The sequence below is a fragment of the Amycolatopsis sp. NPDC023774 genome (genome assembly GCF_040639695.1).
Taxonomy (GTDB): domain Bacteria; phylum Actinomycetota; class Actinomycetes; order Mycobacteriales; family Pseudonocardiaceae; genus Amycolatopsis.
This window is the reverse complement of the sequence record NZ_JBFAAJ010000034.1, coordinates 30,063-47,188: the sequence shown is the minus strand read 5'-3', so window position 1 is coordinate 47,188 and position 17,126 is coordinate 30,063. Positions and strand designations below refer to the sequence as shown.

At 70.0% G+C, this 17,126-nt stretch carries 21 protein-coding genes; 13 read left to right on the top strand and 8 right to left on the bottom strand.

Annotated features, from left to right (window positions below):
- The first annotated feature begins 147 nt into the window (after window positions 1-147).
- From AB0F91_RS39815 to AB0F91_RS39785, 7 genes are all read left to right on the top strand, one after another.
- On the top strand, window positions 148-444 hold the full coding sequence (locus tag AB0F91_RS39815; protein ID WP_360606421.1) for a hypothetical protein: 297 nt from the start codon (window positions 148-150) through the stop codon (window positions 442-444).
- Window positions 431-1,351, top strand: a complete 921-nt coding sequence (locus tag AB0F91_RS39810) for an RRQRL motif-containing zinc-binding protein (protein WP_360606419.1) — start codon at window positions 431-433, stop codon at window positions 1,349-1,351. Before AB0F91_RS39815 ends, AB0F91_RS39810 begins: the two co-directional genes overlap by 14 nt.
- Window positions 1,352-1,356: 5 nt before the next feature.
- Window positions 1,357-1,539: a hypothetical protein gene (locus AB0F91_RS39805; protein ID WP_360606417.1), complete on the top strand. Its 183-nt coding sequence runs from the start codon at window positions 1,357-1,359 to the stop codon at window positions 1,537-1,539.
- A gap of 135 nt (window positions 1,540-1,674) precedes the next feature.
- Window positions 1,675-2,301 (top strand): HNH endonuclease family protein, encoded by a 627-nt coding sequence (locus AB0F91_RS39800; RefSeq protein ID WP_360606499.1) that lies wholly within the window; start codon window positions 1,675-1,677, stop codon window positions 2,299-2,301.
- Window positions 2,302-2,365: 64 nt separating this feature from the next.
- Window positions 2,366-2,488 (top strand): hypothetical protein, encoded by a 123-nt coding sequence (locus tag AB0F91_RS39795; RefSeq protein ID WP_360606415.1) that lies wholly within the window; start codon window positions 2,366-2,368, stop codon window positions 2,486-2,488.
- A gap of 253 nt (window positions 2,489-2,741) precedes the next feature.
- Window positions 2,742-3,194 carry an NUDIX domain-containing protein gene (locus tag AB0F91_RS39790; RefSeq protein ID WP_360606413.1) on the top strand — a complete coding sequence of 151 codons (453 nt, stop codon included), beginning with the start codon at window positions 2,742-2,744 and terminating at the stop codon, window positions 3,192-3,194.
- A gap of 44 nt (window positions 3,195-3,238) precedes the next feature.
- On the top strand, window positions 3,239-3,433 hold the full coding sequence (locus tag AB0F91_RS39785) for a hypothetical protein (RefSeq protein ID WP_360606411.1): 195 nt from the start codon (window positions 3,239-3,241) through the stop codon (window positions 3,431-3,433).
- A gap of 623 nt (window positions 3,434-4,056) precedes the next feature.
- Here the strand turns inward: AB0F91_RS39785 and AB0F91_RS39780 are convergent.
- Window positions 4,057-4,503: a hypothetical protein gene (locus AB0F91_RS39780; RefSeq protein WP_360606409.1), complete on the bottom strand. Its 447-nt coding sequence runs from the start codon at window positions 4,501-4,503 to the stop codon at window positions 4,057-4,059.
- A gap of 281 nt (window positions 4,504-4,784) precedes the next feature.
- Between AB0F91_RS39780 and AB0F91_RS39775 the strand changes: the two genes are divergently transcribed.
- Together AB0F91_RS39775 and AB0F91_RS39770 are read left to right on the top strand one after the other, a co-directional pair.
- Window positions 4,785-4,991 (top strand): hypothetical protein, encoded by a 207-nt coding sequence (locus tag AB0F91_RS39775; protein ID WP_360606503.1) that lies wholly within the window; start codon window positions 4,785-4,787, stop codon window positions 4,989-4,991.
- Entirely contained in the window at window positions 4,936-5,142 is a 207-nt protein-coding gene (locus tag AB0F91_RS39770) for a pentapeptide repeat-containing protein (RefSeq protein ID WP_360606407.1), read from the top strand. The genes AB0F91_RS39775 and AB0F91_RS39770 overlap by 56 nt, the downstream gene beginning before the upstream one ends.
- Here the strand turns inward: AB0F91_RS39770 and AB0F91_RS39765 are convergent.
- From AB0F91_RS39765 to AB0F91_RS39735, 7 genes are all read right to left on the bottom strand, one after another.
- On the bottom strand, window positions 5,132-8,644 hold the full coding sequence (locus tag AB0F91_RS39765; RefSeq protein ID WP_360606405.1) for a S8 family serine peptidase: 3,513 nt from the start codon (window positions 8,642-8,644) through the stop codon (window positions 5,132-5,134). The two genes, AB0F91_RS39770 and AB0F91_RS39765, sit on opposite strands and share 11 nt — an antisense overlap.
- A 3-nt stretch (window positions 8,645-8,647) precedes the next feature.
- Window positions 8,648-9,466, bottom strand: coding sequence for a hypothetical protein (locus AB0F91_RS39760; protein WP_360606403.1), 819 nt, complete (start codon window positions 9,464-9,466; stop codon window positions 8,648-8,650).
- Window positions 9,463-9,831 (bottom strand): hypothetical protein, encoded by a 369-nt coding sequence (locus AB0F91_RS39755; protein WP_360606401.1) that lies wholly within the window; start codon window positions 9,829-9,831, stop codon window positions 9,463-9,465. The genes AB0F91_RS39760 and AB0F91_RS39755 overlap by 4 nt, the downstream gene beginning before the upstream one ends.
- The gene (locus tag AB0F91_RS39750) at window positions 9,828-10,499 is read right to left on the bottom strand and encodes a hypothetical protein (RefSeq protein WP_360606399.1); all 672 of its coding nucleotides are present in this window, start codon (window positions 10,497-10,499) and stop codon (window positions 9,828-9,830) included. Before AB0F91_RS39750 ends, AB0F91_RS39755 begins: the two co-directional genes overlap by 4 nt.
- A gap of 45 nt (window positions 10,500-10,544) precedes the next feature.
- A complete protein-coding gene (locus tag AB0F91_RS39745) occupies window positions 10,545-10,748 on the bottom strand; it encodes a hypothetical protein (protein ID WP_360606397.1) in 204 nt (67 codons plus the stop codon).
- Window positions 10,749-10,793: 45 nt separating this feature from the next.
- Window positions 10,794-11,498: a BTAD domain-containing putative transcriptional regulator gene (locus tag AB0F91_RS39740; protein ID WP_360606395.1), complete on the bottom strand. Its 705-nt coding sequence runs from the start codon at window positions 11,496-11,498 to the stop codon at window positions 10,794-10,796.
- Between the two features lie 525 nt (window positions 11,499-12,023).
- Complete coding sequence (locus tag AB0F91_RS39735; RefSeq protein WP_360606393.1) at window positions 12,024-12,275, bottom strand: hypothetical protein; 252 nt, start codon at window positions 12,273-12,275, stop codon at window positions 12,024-12,026.
- A gap of 177 nt (window positions 12,276-12,452) precedes the next feature.
- Between AB0F91_RS39735 and AB0F91_RS39730 the strand changes: the two genes are divergently transcribed.
- From AB0F91_RS39730 to AB0F91_RS39715, 4 genes are all read left to right on the top strand, one after another.
- Complete coding sequence (locus tag AB0F91_RS39730; RefSeq protein WP_360606391.1) at window positions 12,453-13,373, top strand: hypothetical protein; 921 nt, start codon at window positions 12,453-12,455, stop codon at window positions 13,371-13,373.
- A gap of 271 nt (window positions 13,374-13,644) precedes the next feature.
- A complete protein-coding gene (locus AB0F91_RS39725) occupies window positions 13,645-13,920 on the top strand; it encodes a hypothetical protein (RefSeq protein WP_360606390.1) in 276 nt (91 codons plus the stop codon).
- Window positions 13,921-13,978: 58 nt separating this feature from the next.
- Complete coding sequence (locus AB0F91_RS39720; protein ID WP_360606388.1) at window positions 13,979-14,185, top strand: hypothetical protein; 207 nt, start codon at window positions 13,979-13,981, stop codon at window positions 14,183-14,185.
- Between the two features lie 112 nt (window positions 14,186-14,297).
- Window positions 14,298-17,126, top strand: a complete 2,829-nt coding sequence (locus AB0F91_RS39715) for a tetratricopeptide repeat protein (protein ID WP_360606386.1) — start codon at window positions 14,298-14,300, stop codon at window positions 17,124-17,126.

Here is a 17,126-nt window from a genome sequence, read left to right as displayed (position 1 = left end):
GACGCCGGGACCACACCGGCGGCGGCTCGTCGACGAGCGCGCGGCCGTGAACACTCCGAAAGCCCCGGGCGGGACGCGGATGAGAGCCCTGGAAAGCATCCCCGCGTCCCGCCCGGGTTTCCACCACCTCACGATGGAGGAACCACAGTGTCCCACCAGCTCAGCCCTGCCCAGAACGCGCTGCTCGGCGCCGCCGAGAACGGCTTCGCCGCCCTCACCACGTTCGCTGCCCGCGTCGCCGCCGGCGAACCGCTGCCGGTGAGCGACTGGCACACCGGCGCGGCCCTGGCCGCGCAGACCGCCGAGCAGTTCGCCACCCTCGCCACCACCGAGCACGCCAGCCCGGTCACCACAAGGACCTGGGCGCGCGCCGCCGCCAGCCTCCGCGCGACCGCGGCCGGCTACCGCACCCGCGCCGAGGCGGCCGCCCGTGCCGCTGCATGAAACCCAGCTCTGGGACGGCCGCATCGTCGTCTGCGACGGCTTCCGCGACGGACTCCCCTACTGGGGCTACAACCACGCCCCGACCGGGCTGGTGACCAAAAGCCAGCTGTGGGAGCAGAAACTGCGCCGCCGCCGCGGCCAGGACCCGGTCGGGTTGCTCGTGTTCCACCGCCGCGGGGCCGGCGAGCAAGTCGGCGAGCTCTTCCGCATCGACCAGGCCCTGCCCTCCCGGCGGATGAGTCCGCGCTGGGCCGACAACATCGCCCGCATGCACCTGGCCCACCGCACGTGCCGCTGCGGGCACGTCGCCGAGCGCTACCTGCCCACCAGCACCTGGACCTGCAGCCCCTGCGCCGCGGCCACCGGCAACTACGGCGAACGCGGCGCCAGCCGCCGCCCCGATCCCCACCCAGCGGCACCGACTGCAACCCGGCGCCACGCAACCAGATCACGAACCCCGCCGCACCCTCGTTCCGGAAAGGACCGCACACCCGTGACCAGCATCGACACCAGCAGCGAGATCACCCGCGAGAACGCCGACGTCGGCGCCGCGCTCGATCACGAACGCGAGCAGCTGCGTACCCAGCTGCAGCAGACGACCGACCCGGCCGCCCGCGCCGAGATCCTCCGCCGCGCCATCACCAACCTGCAGCGCGAGGCGCTCGTGTGGGAGCGCATGCCCGGCCGGACCCGCACCAAGCAGGCGCCGATGGCTGCGAACCGCCGCTCCGCCGCCGTGGCCGCAGCCGGGGTCGAACTTGAGCAGCTGCGCGAGCACGCGGCACGACACAGGCGCGAGCTGCCCGACCCACTGCCGCTGCTGGGCGACCTTGAGCACCGGCCCGTCAGCGAGCACACCTTCCCCACGCTGATCGCGCTCTACACCGCGGCCGCCGGGACGGAGTGAGCACTGTGGACGACCTGGACCGCGAGATCGCCGGACTGCTGGGCACACCCCAGCCGTGCGGTACGTGCAAGAAGACGACCGCGGACGTGCGATTCGTGGCCGACCCGTTCCTCCTCGAGCTACACGAGGAGGTGGCCATGGACTGGTACTGCGACCGCTGCTTCGGCAAACGCCTCGAGGACATCTGAGCAACAGCCCGGCGGCGAGGTGCCGGCAGCACGGCTGCCCGCACCCCGTCCCGGTGCCGCCACACCCGCGCCCGCATCCACCTGAAGGGGAACTTCGTGCTGAACACACTCGTCCGCGTCGTCGCGGCCGCCGTGCTGGCCACCGCCACCGCTGGCTGTGCCGCCACGGCCGCCGGCGCCGACCTGCCCCGCACCGCCGCCTCGGCCGCGCCCGTCAACGGGCCGGCCGTACAGCAGCTCGCCGAGCTGCGCGTCGCCCCGCGCGGCGCCATGACCGGCTACACCGACAAGCAGTTCCCGCACTGGATCAGCCAGGGCCACAACTGCGACACCCGTGAAGTCGTGCTCCAGCGCGACGGGCGCGACGTGCGCGTCGACAAGAACTGCCACCCCGTCGCCGGCACCTGGACCAGCCCCTACGACGGCGAGACCTGGACCAACTCCTCCGACGTGGACATCGACCACGTCGTGCCCCGCGCCCAGGCCTGGGTCTCCGGCGCCGCGGCCTGGATGCTGCAGCGGCGCACCGACTTCGCCAATGACCTCACCCGCCCTGAGCTGCTGGCCGTCACCGACAACCTCAACCAGCAGAAACGCGACCTGGCGCCCGACCAGTGGAAGCCGCCGCTCGTCTCGTATTGGTGCACCTACGCCACCGACTGGATCACCGTGAAGCACTTCTACAGCCTCACGATCACCACCGCCGAGAAGACAGCGCTCACCGACATGCTCGGCCACTGCCCGAAGGCCGGCACCCGATGAGCACTGCGGCCGACATCCGGCTGCGCGGCGACTGCCGCTGCCGCCAGCACAACGCCGGTGGCCCGTGCTCACCCACCTCTACAGCGTCGACGGCTGCGCCAACGAAGCCGCCGCGGCCGCCGAGCTCGCCACCACCGACCCCACCCTGGCCGACGGCTATGCGCCGGGCGCCTTCACCCGCTCCTGAATGGAGGAACTCTGCAGACCACCGACACCAACGGGCACCCCATCGTCCTCGGCGATTTCATGCGCTACCACGGCAGTAAGGCCGCCAAAGTGCCAGTCGTGATCTTGCGCGTCCGAGGCATCTACCCGGACGGGCTCATGGACCTGCGGCACGAGGGCGAATACCCGTTCTCCCTGATCGGCGTCCGCCCCCGCAACGTCACCTTCGACTGCTGACCCCATCGGCCAACTCGCCCCCGTGAAAGGACAACCAGTTGTCTGACAACGATGTTCGCTACACCGCCGACACCGTCCTGATCGCCCCCGATGAGGCCGGCGTCCCGCACGTGCTGCTCGTGACCCGCGCCTACGCGCCGTTCAAGGGCCGCCGCGCCCTGCCCGGCGGGCACGTCGACGATCAGGACTTCGCCGGCACCCGCGACCCGCGGGTCGCCAGCCGCAACGCCGCCGCCCGCGAGACCAGCGAAGAGGCCGGCGTCGCCGTGCCGCCCGACACGCTGCGATTCCTCGGCACCTGGGACGCCCCCGGCCGCGACCCGCGCGGCCCGTACTCCACCGACGCCTACGTCGCCGAGCTCACCAGCATGCCCCGCCCCATGGCCGGCGACGACGCCTCCGTCGCCGAGTGGGTCCCGTTCGACGAGGCCCTCAAGGAACTGCTCGCCTTCGACCACAACGACATCGCCGCCGCCGCCAACCGCCGCTGACCCCGCACCACCCACCGCTTCGACCAGGAAGGACATCACCCGCCATGGCCTACGCCACCCTCCCCGACCCGACCGACCTGCCCGACCTCGACATCGAGCTGGGCAACGCCCTCGCCGACCGCGACGAACAGGCCGTCCGCGACCTCGCGCCGAAGTTCCGGGCACACCGGCTGAACCAGCTCGCCAACCTTCTCGCCACCGCCGACCTCGACCGCATCCGCTCCTACCTCCGGCGCTGACCCCCGCCAGCTCGCCGGGTCGCCTCAGCCCGGTAGCCACCGAGACGATCGTGACCAGAGCCAGCTCGGGCAACCGCGACCCGACTTCGGTCGCATGCACTGGTCGAACACGTCGTCACATGCCACGTTCTGAAAAGGCCACCAAGCTCGCGCGCGAGCGCATGACCCCGAAAGGGCTTGCTCATGGAATCCCGCTACGTCGCCAACCCCGTCAACGTCGAAACCGATGAGTACGAGGTCTACGCCTCTCCGAGCACCAGTTCGTCGAAAAGGGCATGACGCCCGACCAGGCCCAGCAGCGCGCCGACGAACGCAGCCAGGCCGCCCGCACACGCGGCTGAACCGCTCCCCCAGACGCTCCACCCACCCGTCCGGTGCGGGACTGCACGAGTGAACCACCGCCAAGGGCCGGTGGGACACGCCATCACGGCGTGCCCCACCGGCCCTTTTTTCGTTTTCAGACCGGAAACCTCGCGGGCGATCAGCCATCGCTCTGTACGCGACGTCGCTGGCCACCGGCACTGCGCAGGGAGGTCAAGACCACGCCCCCGGTTTAAGCCGGGAATCCCGGCGGGGAATCGCTCTGAGCCCAGCCTGCTCTCTGACCACGGCGGGCGTGCCGGTCAAAACGGGGGGCCCCACGGGTCGTCGGAATCGGTGGTCCTGTACGCGGCCTGCCTCGCAGCAGCTTCAGCCTGCTCGGCTGCCCGCTCGCTCCGTGTCTTCGGCAGGTCGGCGGGTGAAGCCCCGCCGTCTCGTGCCGCGTTCCAACGCCACTCAAGGTTGCCGCGGTGAGACGAGGGATCTCCGTAGCCGTCGAAGTCATCGTGGTCGTCAGGGTCCACGTCGGCGATCTCGCACAAGGCCAGGAAGATCACCTCGACCGTGCCCCATTCCCCGATGGCCTCGCCTTTGAGAGCCCGGCGAATCGTCTCGTGGTTGGCCGTGCCGTTCCGCACGTCCTCGTCCAGGGTCTCGATCGTTGCCGCGATCCGCCTCATCGACGGGCGCTTGGCCTTGACGTAGAAGCGCCACAAGAAGTCGACCAGATTCTGGCGTTCTTCCGGCAATTCCGTCGGCTTGTGTAAGCGCGGTGGCATCGGCAGTTCCCCTCCCCAGGCCCCTGAATCCTAGGGAACTCCCTCTGTTGACTGGCTGTGACCCGCAACGACTGGCTTCAGCAACGCATATTCGGGCTGATTTTTCGAGTTCGACTTGCGACGAATAGCACCTAAAAACCCAGGTCAGGATGGTCGTGTGGCGCTGAACGAGGCGCCGCCCACTCCGCAAGCCGGGGTGGCAAGGGTGGCTTGGCTGGTGTCTCGGCGACGTCAGCGGTAAAGGAGAAACGATGCGCAAGAAGCGCCCCGTCCAACACGACGGCGGAGTGGTTCCCCGAGTGCTGTGCACGGCTGCAGCAGCCGGTGTGCTTGGCCTCGTGGTGTGGCTCCCGGTGGACCGGGCGACCGCGGTCGCCAGCCTCGTCGGGTCCGTTGTGGCCGGTGTTGCCCCGGCCTGGTTCGACCGCACCAAGCCGCGCGACGAAGATCGTGACTGACGGCGGCGTTCGCAACGACTTCACCGACGCCGGCCTTGAGAGGGCGGACTTCACGAATGCCCACCTGGAAGGAACGGACTTCACCGGCGCCCGGATGTCCCAAGCTGGCTCGCGCAGCGCCTCGCCCGCGAACTACGAGGTCACAGCTTGAAGTACTCGACCTCGACCTCGATCTCGACCCGCCGCTCGCCGCGGGCCTCCTGGCCGTCGGCGGTGGCGGCGCCCAGCTCGCCAGGCTCGACGGTGGTCACCTGGGTGCCGTCGCCGAAGATTGCCCTCAGCAGGGAGACGACGGTGGCGACCCGCTGCTTGGCCAGGCGGCGGTTGTGCTCAACGGTGCCGGTGGTCGAGGCGTAGCCGGCCAGGTGGAACGGAGCCCGACCGGCGGCGATCACCTTGAGGGCGTCGGAGGCGAAGTCGTTGCGCCAGGCCCAGAGCGCGCGGGCCGCGTCCTCGGTCATCGTGGCGCTGTCCGGAGCGAAGAAGACGGTGCGTGTGCCGCCGCCCTTGCGGTGGATCGGCACCGGGCCGCCGCCGCTCGCGATCGGCGCGCCCAGGCGGACCTTCTCGTCGTCGGCCTGGAAGCGCCGGATTTGCAGGTTCCCGGCCGCGTCCACCACCAGCGTGCCGCTGAAGTGCCATTCGCCCGGGCCAAACGGGTCCCAGACGCCGTCGATCTCGTAGGCGATCGCGGCGACGGGCTCGTTCCGCGGCGTGGCCTCCCCCGGCACCAGTTCGACGGTGAAGTTGGCGGCGTACAGGCTGCTGGACCGGTCGCGCTGCTCGTGGATCGCCACGTGCCGGATGTTCATCCCGTCGTAGTCCAGGGTGATCTTGAGCCAGAACTCCTGCTGGGACAGCACATTGTGGACGGCGTAGATCGGCAGCAGGAACGTCTTCTGCTGCACGGTGAGGCCGGTCGGTCCGCTCTCGTGCATGTAGCGCGCCGAGGTCGAGACGACCTTGAAGTCGCCGTTGAAGACGTGCTCCTTCAGTTTCTCGAACGTGGCGATGCCGAACTCGGCGGCGGTGATCACGCCGGCGGGCGTGACCTCCGCCGATTCGGCGCTCGCCGCGGTCGGGGGTTCGTAGAGATCGCGCAGATCCGTGTGCTTCGGCAGGTACTCCCTGGCGATCAGGAAGTCGCGGAACCGTTTGTCGGCGTCCGGGTCCTGCCACCCGGCCAGATACTCCGAGCTGATCTCCATGGCCGACTTGAACACTTGTTCCGCGAACTCCCGGATATTCGGGTCCGGGTTCCGCTGGCACCACCATGCCGTGCGGAGATAGGCGTCGATTTCAAAAAGCATCATTTGCACGTACGACAGGGGCCGCGCAATGCGGTGCTCGCGGAACTGACGGATGTGCTGGGCCTCGTGGTAGAGCGTGGTAAAAAGACCTGCTTCAGTTGTGTTGGCTATTTTCGCGACGTAGACGTCGTTGGCGCTGTTCGTCCACGCCCAGAGCCTGGACTTGTGGAGCAGCCTGGACGGCGTCTTGGAGATGTCCCTGATGACGACACCATCCGGGAGCTTCGGCCGGAAAGACCTGGCCCAGGCGTCGCGAGCCTTATTGACATGCTTTGTATCGCTCGGCCCGGTCTCCTCGGCGGCCGGGTCCGGGCGTAGGAGGAGCTGGCCGGGGGGCATCCGGCCGTGGCCGTCGAGGATGCGGCGGGGTGGTCCGTCGCCGGTAACCGGGGCGTAGTAGCCGGGGCCGTGCGGTTCGCCGGGTGGGCCGGCGCGGTCGAAGGTCGGGGCCGCGGTCAGCACCGTCGAGCGACCGCGGCCGGGCCAGCCGAACAGCACCCGGATCAGCCGGTCGCCCTCGGCCGGCCAGACTGCCGCCGGTTGGCCGGGCAGCGCGACCACGGTGTACCCGGCCGGGCTGCCGGCCGCCGCGAGGAGTCGTTCGTACAGTTCGTCCGGTGATTCGGTGGTCATTTTCGGCTCCTGTCTCCGGCGCAGCAACGCGGTCAGCTTGGTGAGGTCCAGAAATCCGGCGCCCTGGCTGCACGGATCGCTGGGGCCGGCGGTGACCGGCACGGCCGCCGCCCGCAGCAGGTCGCGGATCTGGGTCGCTGGGGCGCCGGGCAGTGCTTCGAGGCAGAGCGCGGCCGCCCCGGCGACGTACGGGCTGGCCATGCTGGTGCCGGACTTGCGGGTCCAACCCTCGGGCGCGTTGGCGGCGAGGACGTCCTGGCCGGGGGCGACCACGTCCGGCTTGACCCGGTCGTCGCGGGTCGGGCCGCGGCTGCTGAACGGCGCGACCGGGTGCTCGGGGCGGTGGCCGTTGCAGGCACCCACGATCACCGGCAGGTGGCTGGTCGCCAGCGTGCCGATCGTGACCCGCGAGGAGACCAGGTCGCCGGTGAAGCTGGCCTGGCAGTGCGGGCAGGCCTCGTCCCGCTCGACCCAGCCGTGGAAGGTGCCGTCGCGGACCCGGACGCCGTACGCCTCGATCGTCCACTCGCCGGCCGGCGCCCACGGCTCCAGGAAAAGGTCGACGTGGTTGTCGCCGGTGTTCGGCTCGTCGGCCCGGTGGTAGAGCAGGCCGGCCGGGTGGTCCGGGTCGCCGATGACCTGTCGCCGGCCGGGCAGCGTCCACGGCGACCGGCCGCCGGCCGGGGAGACGACCCGGATCGCGAAGGTGTCGGCCCCGGCGTACCAGAGCTCGACCTCGTTCATCGTGGCGTCGTCCGGATGGGTGTGCAGGGTGACCGCGACCGTCCGGCCCGCACCGACCCGGCCCTGCACGTGCACCGGGGGGCGGCCGCCGTAGTTCCCGCCGGACTGGACCACGCAGGTGCCGGGCCGCTCGCGAAGCAGGTTGTCGAGGGCCCGCTCGAGCAGAGTGCCGCCGTTGTGCGGACCGCCGTGGGAGCCGGCGCTCAGGTTGATCACACACGCGCCGGTCGCCACGCCAAGCACGAACGCGATCCCTTCCAAGATCCGGACCGAGTCGCCGAGCGTGTTGAGCCCGCCGGTGTTGCGGTCGGCCAGGTGCACGCAGACGAGGTCACTGCCCACCGCGATCCCGCTCGGGCCGTCCGCGGCCGACCCGGCCAGGATGTCGAGCACGTGGGTCCCGTGCCCGCCCGGTTTGAGCGAGTAGGGGAGATTCTCGTACGGGTCCGGCTGGCGCAGCGCGGCGTCGAGCCGGGCCGCGTCGAAGCGGCGGCCGTAGCCGAACGGCTCAGGCGAGAGCCGGGAGCGCCCACCACGCTGGTCCCACAGTGCCAGCAACCGTGTGGCCGGCGCCGGGCCGGGCCGGCGGAACGCGGGGTGGGTGAAGGCGTGGTGAGCGAAGGCAAAATCAAAGTCCACCACGCCCACGACCACCCCGGCGCCGGTGAACGGCAGGCCCGCCGGTCGACGAAGGTCGGTGGGCAGCGGCTGCGGCGGCACCGTCCCGGCATCCCCGGCGGAAGGCTCCGGGCCCAGCGGCCGGGGCGCCTTGAGACTGACGCAGCGGGGATCGGCGTGCACCCGGGCGGCCGCGCCGGCGGACATCCGGCAGGTGACGACGTCGCCGAAAGCGGCCACCACGCGTACGCCCGGAATGGTCAGCCCCGGCGCGGCGAGGCGCATGACCGCCTCGATCTCGCCGCGCCTGCCCGTCCGCCGCAACAGCTCCCGCAGGGCGGGATCCACGGGTCACTTCACGTTGATGACGAGGGTGTCGGACGCGGTGCCCTCGGTCGCCTCGAACTCCGCGAGGCTGTTGGGCGCCCCGAGCGTGAAGAAACCGGGACGGGTTTTGTCCTCCGTCGCGCCGCCCTTGGGGACGATCTTGGGGGTGACGCCCGGGATCACTCGTCCCTGGGCGTCGAGTGCTTCTGCCTTCACGAAGACCGTCTCGCCGGACTTGGTGGCGTTGGTGGCGGCGATGCGGACGGAGGCGACCTTGGAGTCGTGTCCCAGCAGGTTCTTGCCGAGGACCATGGCGGCGACCAGGGCCGGTGCGACGATCTTCGGGTTCTGCCAGGCCGGCACCTGGGCCGGCCGGAGGAAGAGCAGTGGGGACAGCGGCAACACCGTACGGGTCAGGGTGTTGTTCAGCGCCGCGGTGTTGCCGAAGGTGGCCTGCAACTGAGTCGCCACGATCCCGGCGGCCAGGGCGCGCTCGAGGCCCTCGGCGCGGCGGCCATGAGCCCGGACCTGGGCGTCGACCTCGTCGGTCTGCACCCGCTGGCGCAGATCGACCGCGCGGACGGCGGCCTGGGTGCGCCGCACCGCCGTGGTCACCGGCCGCTGGTCACGGACCGTCACCGCCCGCTGCCGCTGGCGGAGCGACGCGAGCTGCTGGCGAGCCACCCGGCGCATCAGCGCCTGCTGCGCGGGCGTGCGGCGGGCGGTGTTGCGGTGGTCGCGCACTGCCACCGCCTCGTCCTCGTCGATCTCCTCGGTCAGGTCGTCGCCGTCGAGGTCGTAGTCCTCGCCGGTGAAGTCGTCGTCGTCCAGGCTGATTGTCATGACCCCGCTCCTTCCGCGGTGCTCCGGTCGAAGGTTCGTAGTGCTGGGGCGACGTAGAGGTCGAACGCCGCCCGGTCGGGAGAGGTCCAGCCGGCCGCGCCGGCGCCGCCGCACACCTCGCAGTCCGGCCGCTCGCCCCAGCAGTCGCAGGCGCCCAGCGCGGAGGCGAGCACGATATTGCGCTCGGCGAGATCTTTGTCCGCCGCCGGTTGCGCCGGTCCGCCGGTGAACGCGCCCAGCAGCCGTTGCGCCAGCATCATCGCCAGCTCGTCGCTCAGCACCCCGCCGAGCAGTCGCTGGAGCAGCCCGGAGACGGCGCGGGCGGGATCGTCGAGCGGCGGGTCCAGCACGTCCTCGGTCGTCATGACAGCTCCGCCGCGAGGTCGAGGCTCTCGGCCGCCAGCAGGGACTCGTAGATGTGCCGCTCGGGCGGGTCCCACGCGGTCACGCTCTCGGCCGGCACGGCCGCCGGGGCCGCCGTGCCGATCTGCCGCGCCCGCTGGTCCACCTCGGCCGCCGCACGCGCGAAGAGCGTGCTCATCGCGGCGAGCAGGGCGGCGACCGGGATTCCGTTGATCATCTGGACGCCCTTCGGCCCAAGGGCCGCCGCGACCAGCGCCAGCTGCACGTTCTGCGTGTTCGCCGCGGCCAGCGCCTGCACCCCCGCCGCCTTCGCCCCCGCGTTCGGCTGGGCGGGCGGCGCGGGGGCGACCGCGCCGCCGAGGATCGTGCCGATCTTGGCGCCGGCCGCGGCGCCAACCGGGCCGCCCGCAGCGGTCCCGATCGCGCCGCCGGCGAGCGGCAGCGCAACCTGGGCGACCTGCCGTACGGTCGGGTCGGTGAGGACGGCCGAGGCGCCCTTCTCGATCTGGCTGAGCGCCTTGCCCACGTTGATCGCCTCGGCCGGGTCCAGCGGATCCAGCAGGTCGAGCAGGGTCTCGTCGAGCATCTCGGAGGTCGCGCGCGCGGCCAGGTCGTCGCGCATCGCCGCCAGTAGCGACGCCTCCCAGGCCAGCTCTGGTTCGTCCACCATGGAATCAGGCTGCCCGACGCCCGGCTCCTGGCCGTCACACCAGCGTCACCCCGCCATCAACGCCTCGAGCCAGTCCCGAAGGATCTCGGCGGCCCGCTCCGGCGTGGACGCGGCCCCGAGCACCCGGTCGTCCCCGGGCCGCCGGCCGACCTCGACCACCAGGACGATGAGATCCCGGGGCGGCGAGCCGCGGACGTCGACCCGGAGCACGGCGACCCAGCGCTGCTCGCGTGTCTGATCGTCGTCCATGGACGAACCCTCCACCCGGACGGTCATCGAGCAGTCACAACGCTGTCACGCCCGCAGTACCGCTACCAGGTTTTGCATCGCGGCGGAGGGCTCTAGGCCGAACTCCGAGCCGAGGAGCGCGCGGTACTGCTGGTACGAGCGCAGGGCCTCGACCAGGTTGCCCTGCTCCAGCTGGATCCGGACGATCAGCCGGCGGGCCGAGTCGCGCAGCGGCTCGGACTGGACCGCCGCGCTCGCCACCAGTAACGCGTCCGGCAGCCGGTGCTGGGCGAGCATCTCGGTGGCCGCGCTCTCCAGGGCTTCCAGGCGCAGCAGGCGGTAGCGTTCCCGGTCGAGCACGACCCAGTCCTCGTCCCAGTCGGGCAGCAGGTCGCGCCGGTCGAGCAGGCGGGGCAAACCGGCGAACGCGTCCGGGTCGACCGGGTCGCGGACCAGCGACTGCGCGAGGCCCAGCAACTCGCTGACGTCGACCGGCACGTCCGCGCCCAGCCCGACCCGGTCGTCGGCGGTCGTGACAATGCCGGCGTCCACTCGTTGCAGCCGCCACAGGGCCGTACGCAGGCATTTTGCTGCCCGGATCTCCTCGCTGTCGCGCCACAGCGTGCCGGCGACGCGGGAGCGGGCGATGGGCCGCCCGGTCAAGGCCAGGTAGGCCAGCAGCCGCTCGACCGCGTGCGGCACCGCCACCGCCCGGCCGTACAGGCACAGCTCGAAGGCGCCGGTCAAGTGCAGCGAGACTTCGTGCAGCACGCCTCGAGGGTAGCCCCGGGAATCGGCGCGCAGTCACCGCGCCGTCACCGATCCGTCTCCTTGCCGCTGGCATCGCGTGTCACCAACGAGGCGTCACTACTGACACAACAAAAGAGCGCGGCCCCCGGCCACGCCCGACAACTTCTCCGCGCTCACCGCGCGGCGCTACTGAAACTAGTTTTCCACTTTCCCGCTCGGGCTCCGGTTGGTTACTTTTCTTTGCAAGAGAATGATGAACACGAGCAGACGAGTGAATCCGCGTTCACGGGACACCTTGGCCGTCCGACTAGCGCGCCGGGATACGGGAGAAACCTGCCAAGTACTTGAGTAAGGATGGTCCGCTTCTCAGCCCCGCACGGCACCCGGCCGGTCTGTCAGGTCGGGCGCTGCTGGGCCAGCCGCCAGCCGCTGCCCGTCGCACTCTTTCGGCAGCGGTGGCAGGACATGCCACCGCCTCCGTCGTAACACCTCCACCGACGGTCCCGACGAGGACGGTGAGCTGACGAAGGAGATCTAGGCATGAGGTTATCGCTGGGCGCCCCACAGCCTGTTCTTCGCGTCATCGATCGCGGCCTTGGCGCTGCGGATCAGGAGCCACACCTCGGCTTGGGCGATCTCCTCGCGGTTGGACAGCTCGTCGTCGACCGGCCGCCGATCGGAGTTCAGCCGATCACCGGCATCGCTCAGCCGTGCCTCTGCGGCGGCCAGATCGCTGATCGCCGCAAGGAGGAGTTCGTTCCACGTAGGCAACTGATCATCGTCGGAGCCGGAGGTCATCGGCCGAGTGTCCCGCAGCCAGCCGGTTCTCGTGTTTGGTTCGGCGGATCAGTCTCCGCCCGGTCGTTCGCGGCGCGGATCAATACGCGGGGCAAGCAGGGCAAGCGAGCCGATGGAGGCGCCCCGTGACCAGTGAAGACAGCCCGAGACCCCATCAGCGGAGGATGCCCCGTGCACATGTTGGATGACATCATTAGCTCCGCGACGAGCGGGGATGCGTCTGTGGCAGCGCTGCTGCGGTCGGTTCAGGTCCTGGCAACGCGGACAGGGGCACGGGAGCTGGCGTCGTGGATCGCGCGGGAACGCGACGGATACGGGGAGAATGACCCGCTGCCAGCGTACCGTGGTCCGCGTCCCGCTCATGTTCTTGCGCAGTTCACAGGCCCTTTTAGTTCGGGTGTAACGGACTTTCCGATCCCGCGCGCGGCCTTCCCGGAGGAGTTCCAACCTCTCTTTGAGATTCGCCTGCTTGAACCGATCGCCAGCATGGAGGATTCCTTGCTGCAGCTCGGCGCGAAGGACGGCGCCATGATGTGGTCGACCGATGCCGTGATGCGTGCGAACAGGCTGATCCAGTCCGGTGACCTGCACCTGCTTGACGGCTACGGCCTCGTGAAGGCGCGTCAGGTCATCCCTCGTGGTTTGGTGGTCGGAGCGGTGGAGGCGGTGCGCAATCGCGTTTTGGGGCTCGCGTTGGAGCTGGAGCAGGTGCTTCCTGATCTCGACGACATCCCCACCCACGATTTGCCTGCCCAGCGGGAGACCGTGAGCGCGGTGTACAACGTCGTCGTCCATCAAGGCGGCCAGGCGATTGTCGGCAACAGCGAGGTGCTGCAGGTGTCCGCCGAGGTGACGCCGGGCGATATCACCAGCCTGAGGCGTTATCTCGACGGCGTGCGAGGTCTCACCGATGAGCAACGGCGCGAGCTGATCAGCGCGGCCCAGGAGATCGAGTCCGACGCACCCGCGAAGAAGGCGGGCAAGACTCAGGCGGTCATGAAGAAGGTCGGCGAAATCGTCGGTAAGGGAGTGGAGCAGGCCGTGACCATCGCGGTGAAGGCGGGGATGGAGCACTGGCTGGGCCCTGGCGCGTCGTAGGCGTTTAGCCCCTTGGGTCGCGTTGTCCGGCCCATCCGCCGGGCGTGGTGCGTGCGGATGCCGGGGCTACCGCGATGAGCCAGCGCGGGGCTGCGACGTGACTCCCACATCGAGCCGCTCTCCGACAAACAACACCTGGCCAGGCGCTACCCGCCCACTTGGCAGGTTTCTCCCGTATCCCGGCGGCGCCCCGACTAAGGGGGTGAGGTGTGTGCCGGTCGGACATTCTCCAGGACGCGATCAATGAGGGGCCGCGCGTAGGGTTGCCTGCATGGACCAGGGGCGGGTCGTGACACCGGAGCTGGACAGGTGGGGCCGTCATGCGGACCGGGATGATCGGCGGACAGCCGTCGTCCGGGTCTGCGTCGGCACCGATCTCGAGCGGGTGGCGAGTCGTCTGGCGGCGATCGGTATGGCCGTCGCCAGCAGCGGTTCGGGCTCGGTGATCGGCCAGGTTTCACCCGGTGTGTTACGCCGGATCGGGCAGGAGTCCGGGGTGCTCGCCGTCGAGAAGCCGCAGGGCCTCCGGCAGCTCGCGGACCGCTAGCTGTCGCACCTCTCGTCCCGGAACCGTTCCGGACAACGCCCGATGGCGAGGTGATCTCATGGAAGCTCGGCGTGACACCCATCTGGATGCGCGGCTGCGCGCTGCCGTGGCGTCGGCCGAATCCGATCGACCTGCGGCGGAAAGTGTCCGTGCGCGCGCGTCGGACGTCGCCAGCCTGGTGGCCGCCTCCGGCAAGGTTTTCGTCGTTTGCCCGTTGTCCTGCAACTACAACGGCAGGGAGCACCGGGAGGGCGGCGGTGGGTAGGCACGGGCTACGCCCGAAGGGGCGGCTCACGGCGATTGCGGTGCCGGCGGTGCTGCTGGTGGTAGCTGCGGGACTGGCTCTGGTCCAGAATTGGCCAGGAGCGGGGTGGTGGGTGGCCGCGGCTGCGGCGCTTGCCGTGGTGGTGGGTGGTGTGGGTTCGCTGTGGTCGAAGGGACGCGAGCAGCGGGAAGCCGCGCGAGGCGCGATTCGGCGCAATGTTCGACGAGCCGGCACGACCGTCGCCAAGGCGGAATTGTCCGACCTGCGCGTCCACACTGCCGTGGTGGAGGTTCCCTATTTACCGCGTGCGGCGAAAGAACGCGAGGTCGCCGAGCATCTTCAGGCTCGACTGCCGGTGCTGATCGTGGGGCCGTCGATGGTGGGTAAGACGCGCCTGGCCGCCGCGGTGGTCGCCCAGGAACTTCCGGACGCGCCGCTGTTGCTGCCTGAGGGCCCGACCGCGCTCGTCGACCTCGACAAGGCAGGCGTCCTCCCCCGTGACCATGTGATTTGGCTGGACGATTTGGACCGGTTCCTTGCCCGCGGTGGGGTGACCGCGGAGATGGTTCGCCTGCTGCGCCAGTCGAACTGGCTCGTCGCGACGCTGCGGGCACACGAATGGGCCCGATTCCAGCCCACCGACCAGCTCCGCCCACGAGAGTGGGACGTGCTGAGCGCGTTCAAGCGAGTGTTACTCGATCGCGACCGTGATCGCCCCGATGGGGACGACCTGCGCCGCGCGATCCCCGACCAGGACATCCGAGACCGGATCAATCGCACCGGCATTGGCGAGTACGTCGGCGCCGCCCAATATGTGCAGGACCGGCTCACGATGGGAGAACACGACAACCCGTGCGGCCATGCCCTCGTGCTGGGAGCTTCCGACTGGTCACGAGCAGGCCTCACGCGGCCCGTTCCGGCGACGGTTCTGCCGCGACTTGCTCAACCGCACCTCACCACACGACGGCGCAGCGAACTCGAGGACCGGGACAAGTACCGTGACGCCCTGGATTGGGCAACATGTGAAATCAACCCGACCGTGTCGCTGCTGGAGCCCACCGATGCGGGATACCAACTGTACGACTACGCCCTGGACCAGCTGGCGACCACACAACGGGCCATTCCCCTCGAAACATGGCAACTAATCGTTGATGAGGTGGATATTGAGGAACTTCTGTCGGTCGGCTACCAGGCGGTGGTGAACCACAATGTTCCCAGCGTTGCTGAACAAGTTTTTCGCAAGGCCGCCGACGCCGGCAACACCATGGCGATGTACAACCTCGGCGTGCTGCTGGAAAGGCGTGGTGACGCCGACGGGGCGGAGACCTGGTGGCGCAAGGCCGCCGACGCCGGCAACACCAATGCGATGAACAACCTCGGCGCGCTGCTGGAAAGGCGTGGTGACGCCGACGGGGCGGAGACCTGGTACCGCAAGGCCGCCGACGCCGGCAACACCAATGCGATGAACAACCTCGGCGCGCTGCTGGAAAGGCGTGGTGACGCCGACGGGGCGGAGACCTGGTACCGCAAGGCCGCCGACGCCGGCAACACCAATGCGATGAACAACCTCGGCGCGCTGCTGGAAAGGCGTGGTGACGCCGACGGGGCGGAGACCTGGTACCGCAAGGCCGCCGACGCCGACCACATCGATGCGATGGTCAACCTCGGCGTGCTGCTGGGCGAGCGTGGTGACGCCGACGGGGTGGAGGCCTGGTGGCGCAAGGCCGCCGACGCCGGCAACACCGATGCGATGGTCAACTTCGGCGTGCTGCTGGGCGAGCGTGGTGACGCCGACGGGGCGGAGACCTGGTGGCGCAAGGCCGCCGACGCCGGCCACACCCTGGCGATGGTCAACCTCGGCGTGCTGCTGGAAAGGCGTGGTGACGCCGACGGGGCGGAGACCTGGTACCGCAAGGCCGCCGACGCCGGCATCACCAATGCGATGAACAACCTCGGCGTGCTGCTGGAAAGGCGTGGTGACGCCGACGGGGCGGAGACCTGGTACCGCAAGGCCGCCGACGCCGACCACGTCGATGCGATGGTCAACCTCGCCGTGCTGCTGGACGAGCGTGGTGACGCCGACGGGGCGGAGACCTGGTACCGCAAGGCCGCCGACGCCGGCATCACCAATGCGATGGTCAACCTCGGCGTGCTGCTGGGCGAGCGTGGTGACGCCGACGGGGCGGAGACCTGGTACCGCAAGGCCGCCGACGCCGACCACACCAAGGCGATGCACAACCTCGGCGCGCTGCTGGAAAGGCGTGGTGACGCCGACGGGGCGGAGGCCTGGTGGCGCAAGGCCGCCGACGCCGGCGACATCGCTGCAATGAACAACCTCGGCGTGCTGCTGGAAAGGCGTGGTGACGCCGACGGGGCGGAGGCCTGGTGGCGCAAGGCCGCCGACGCCGGCAACACCAATGCGATGGTCAACCTCGGCCTGCTGCTGGGCGAGCGTGGTGACGCCGATGGGGTGGAGACCTGGTACCGCAAGGCCGCCGACGCCGACCACGTCGATGCGATGGTCAACCTCGGCGTGCTGCTGGAAAGGCGTGGTGACGCCGACGGGGCGGAGACCTGGTACCGCAAGGCCGCCGACGCCGGCAACACCAAGGCGATGAACAACCTCGGCGTGCTGCTGGGCGAGCGTGGTGACGCCGACGGGGTGGAGGCCTGGTGGCGCAAGGCCGCCGACGCCGGCAACACCGATGCGATTAACAACTTCGGCGTGCTGCTGGAAAGGCGTGGTGACGCCGACGGGGCGGAGACCTGGTACCGCAAGGCCGCCGACGCCGGCAACACCAATGCGATGAACAACCTCGGCGTGCTGCTGGAAAGGCGTGGTGACGCCGACGGGGCGGAGACCTGGTGGCGCAAGGCCGCCGACGCCGGTCACCCGCCTGCAATGCCGAGTCACCTACGTCCTCGACAACGACGGAGCTGA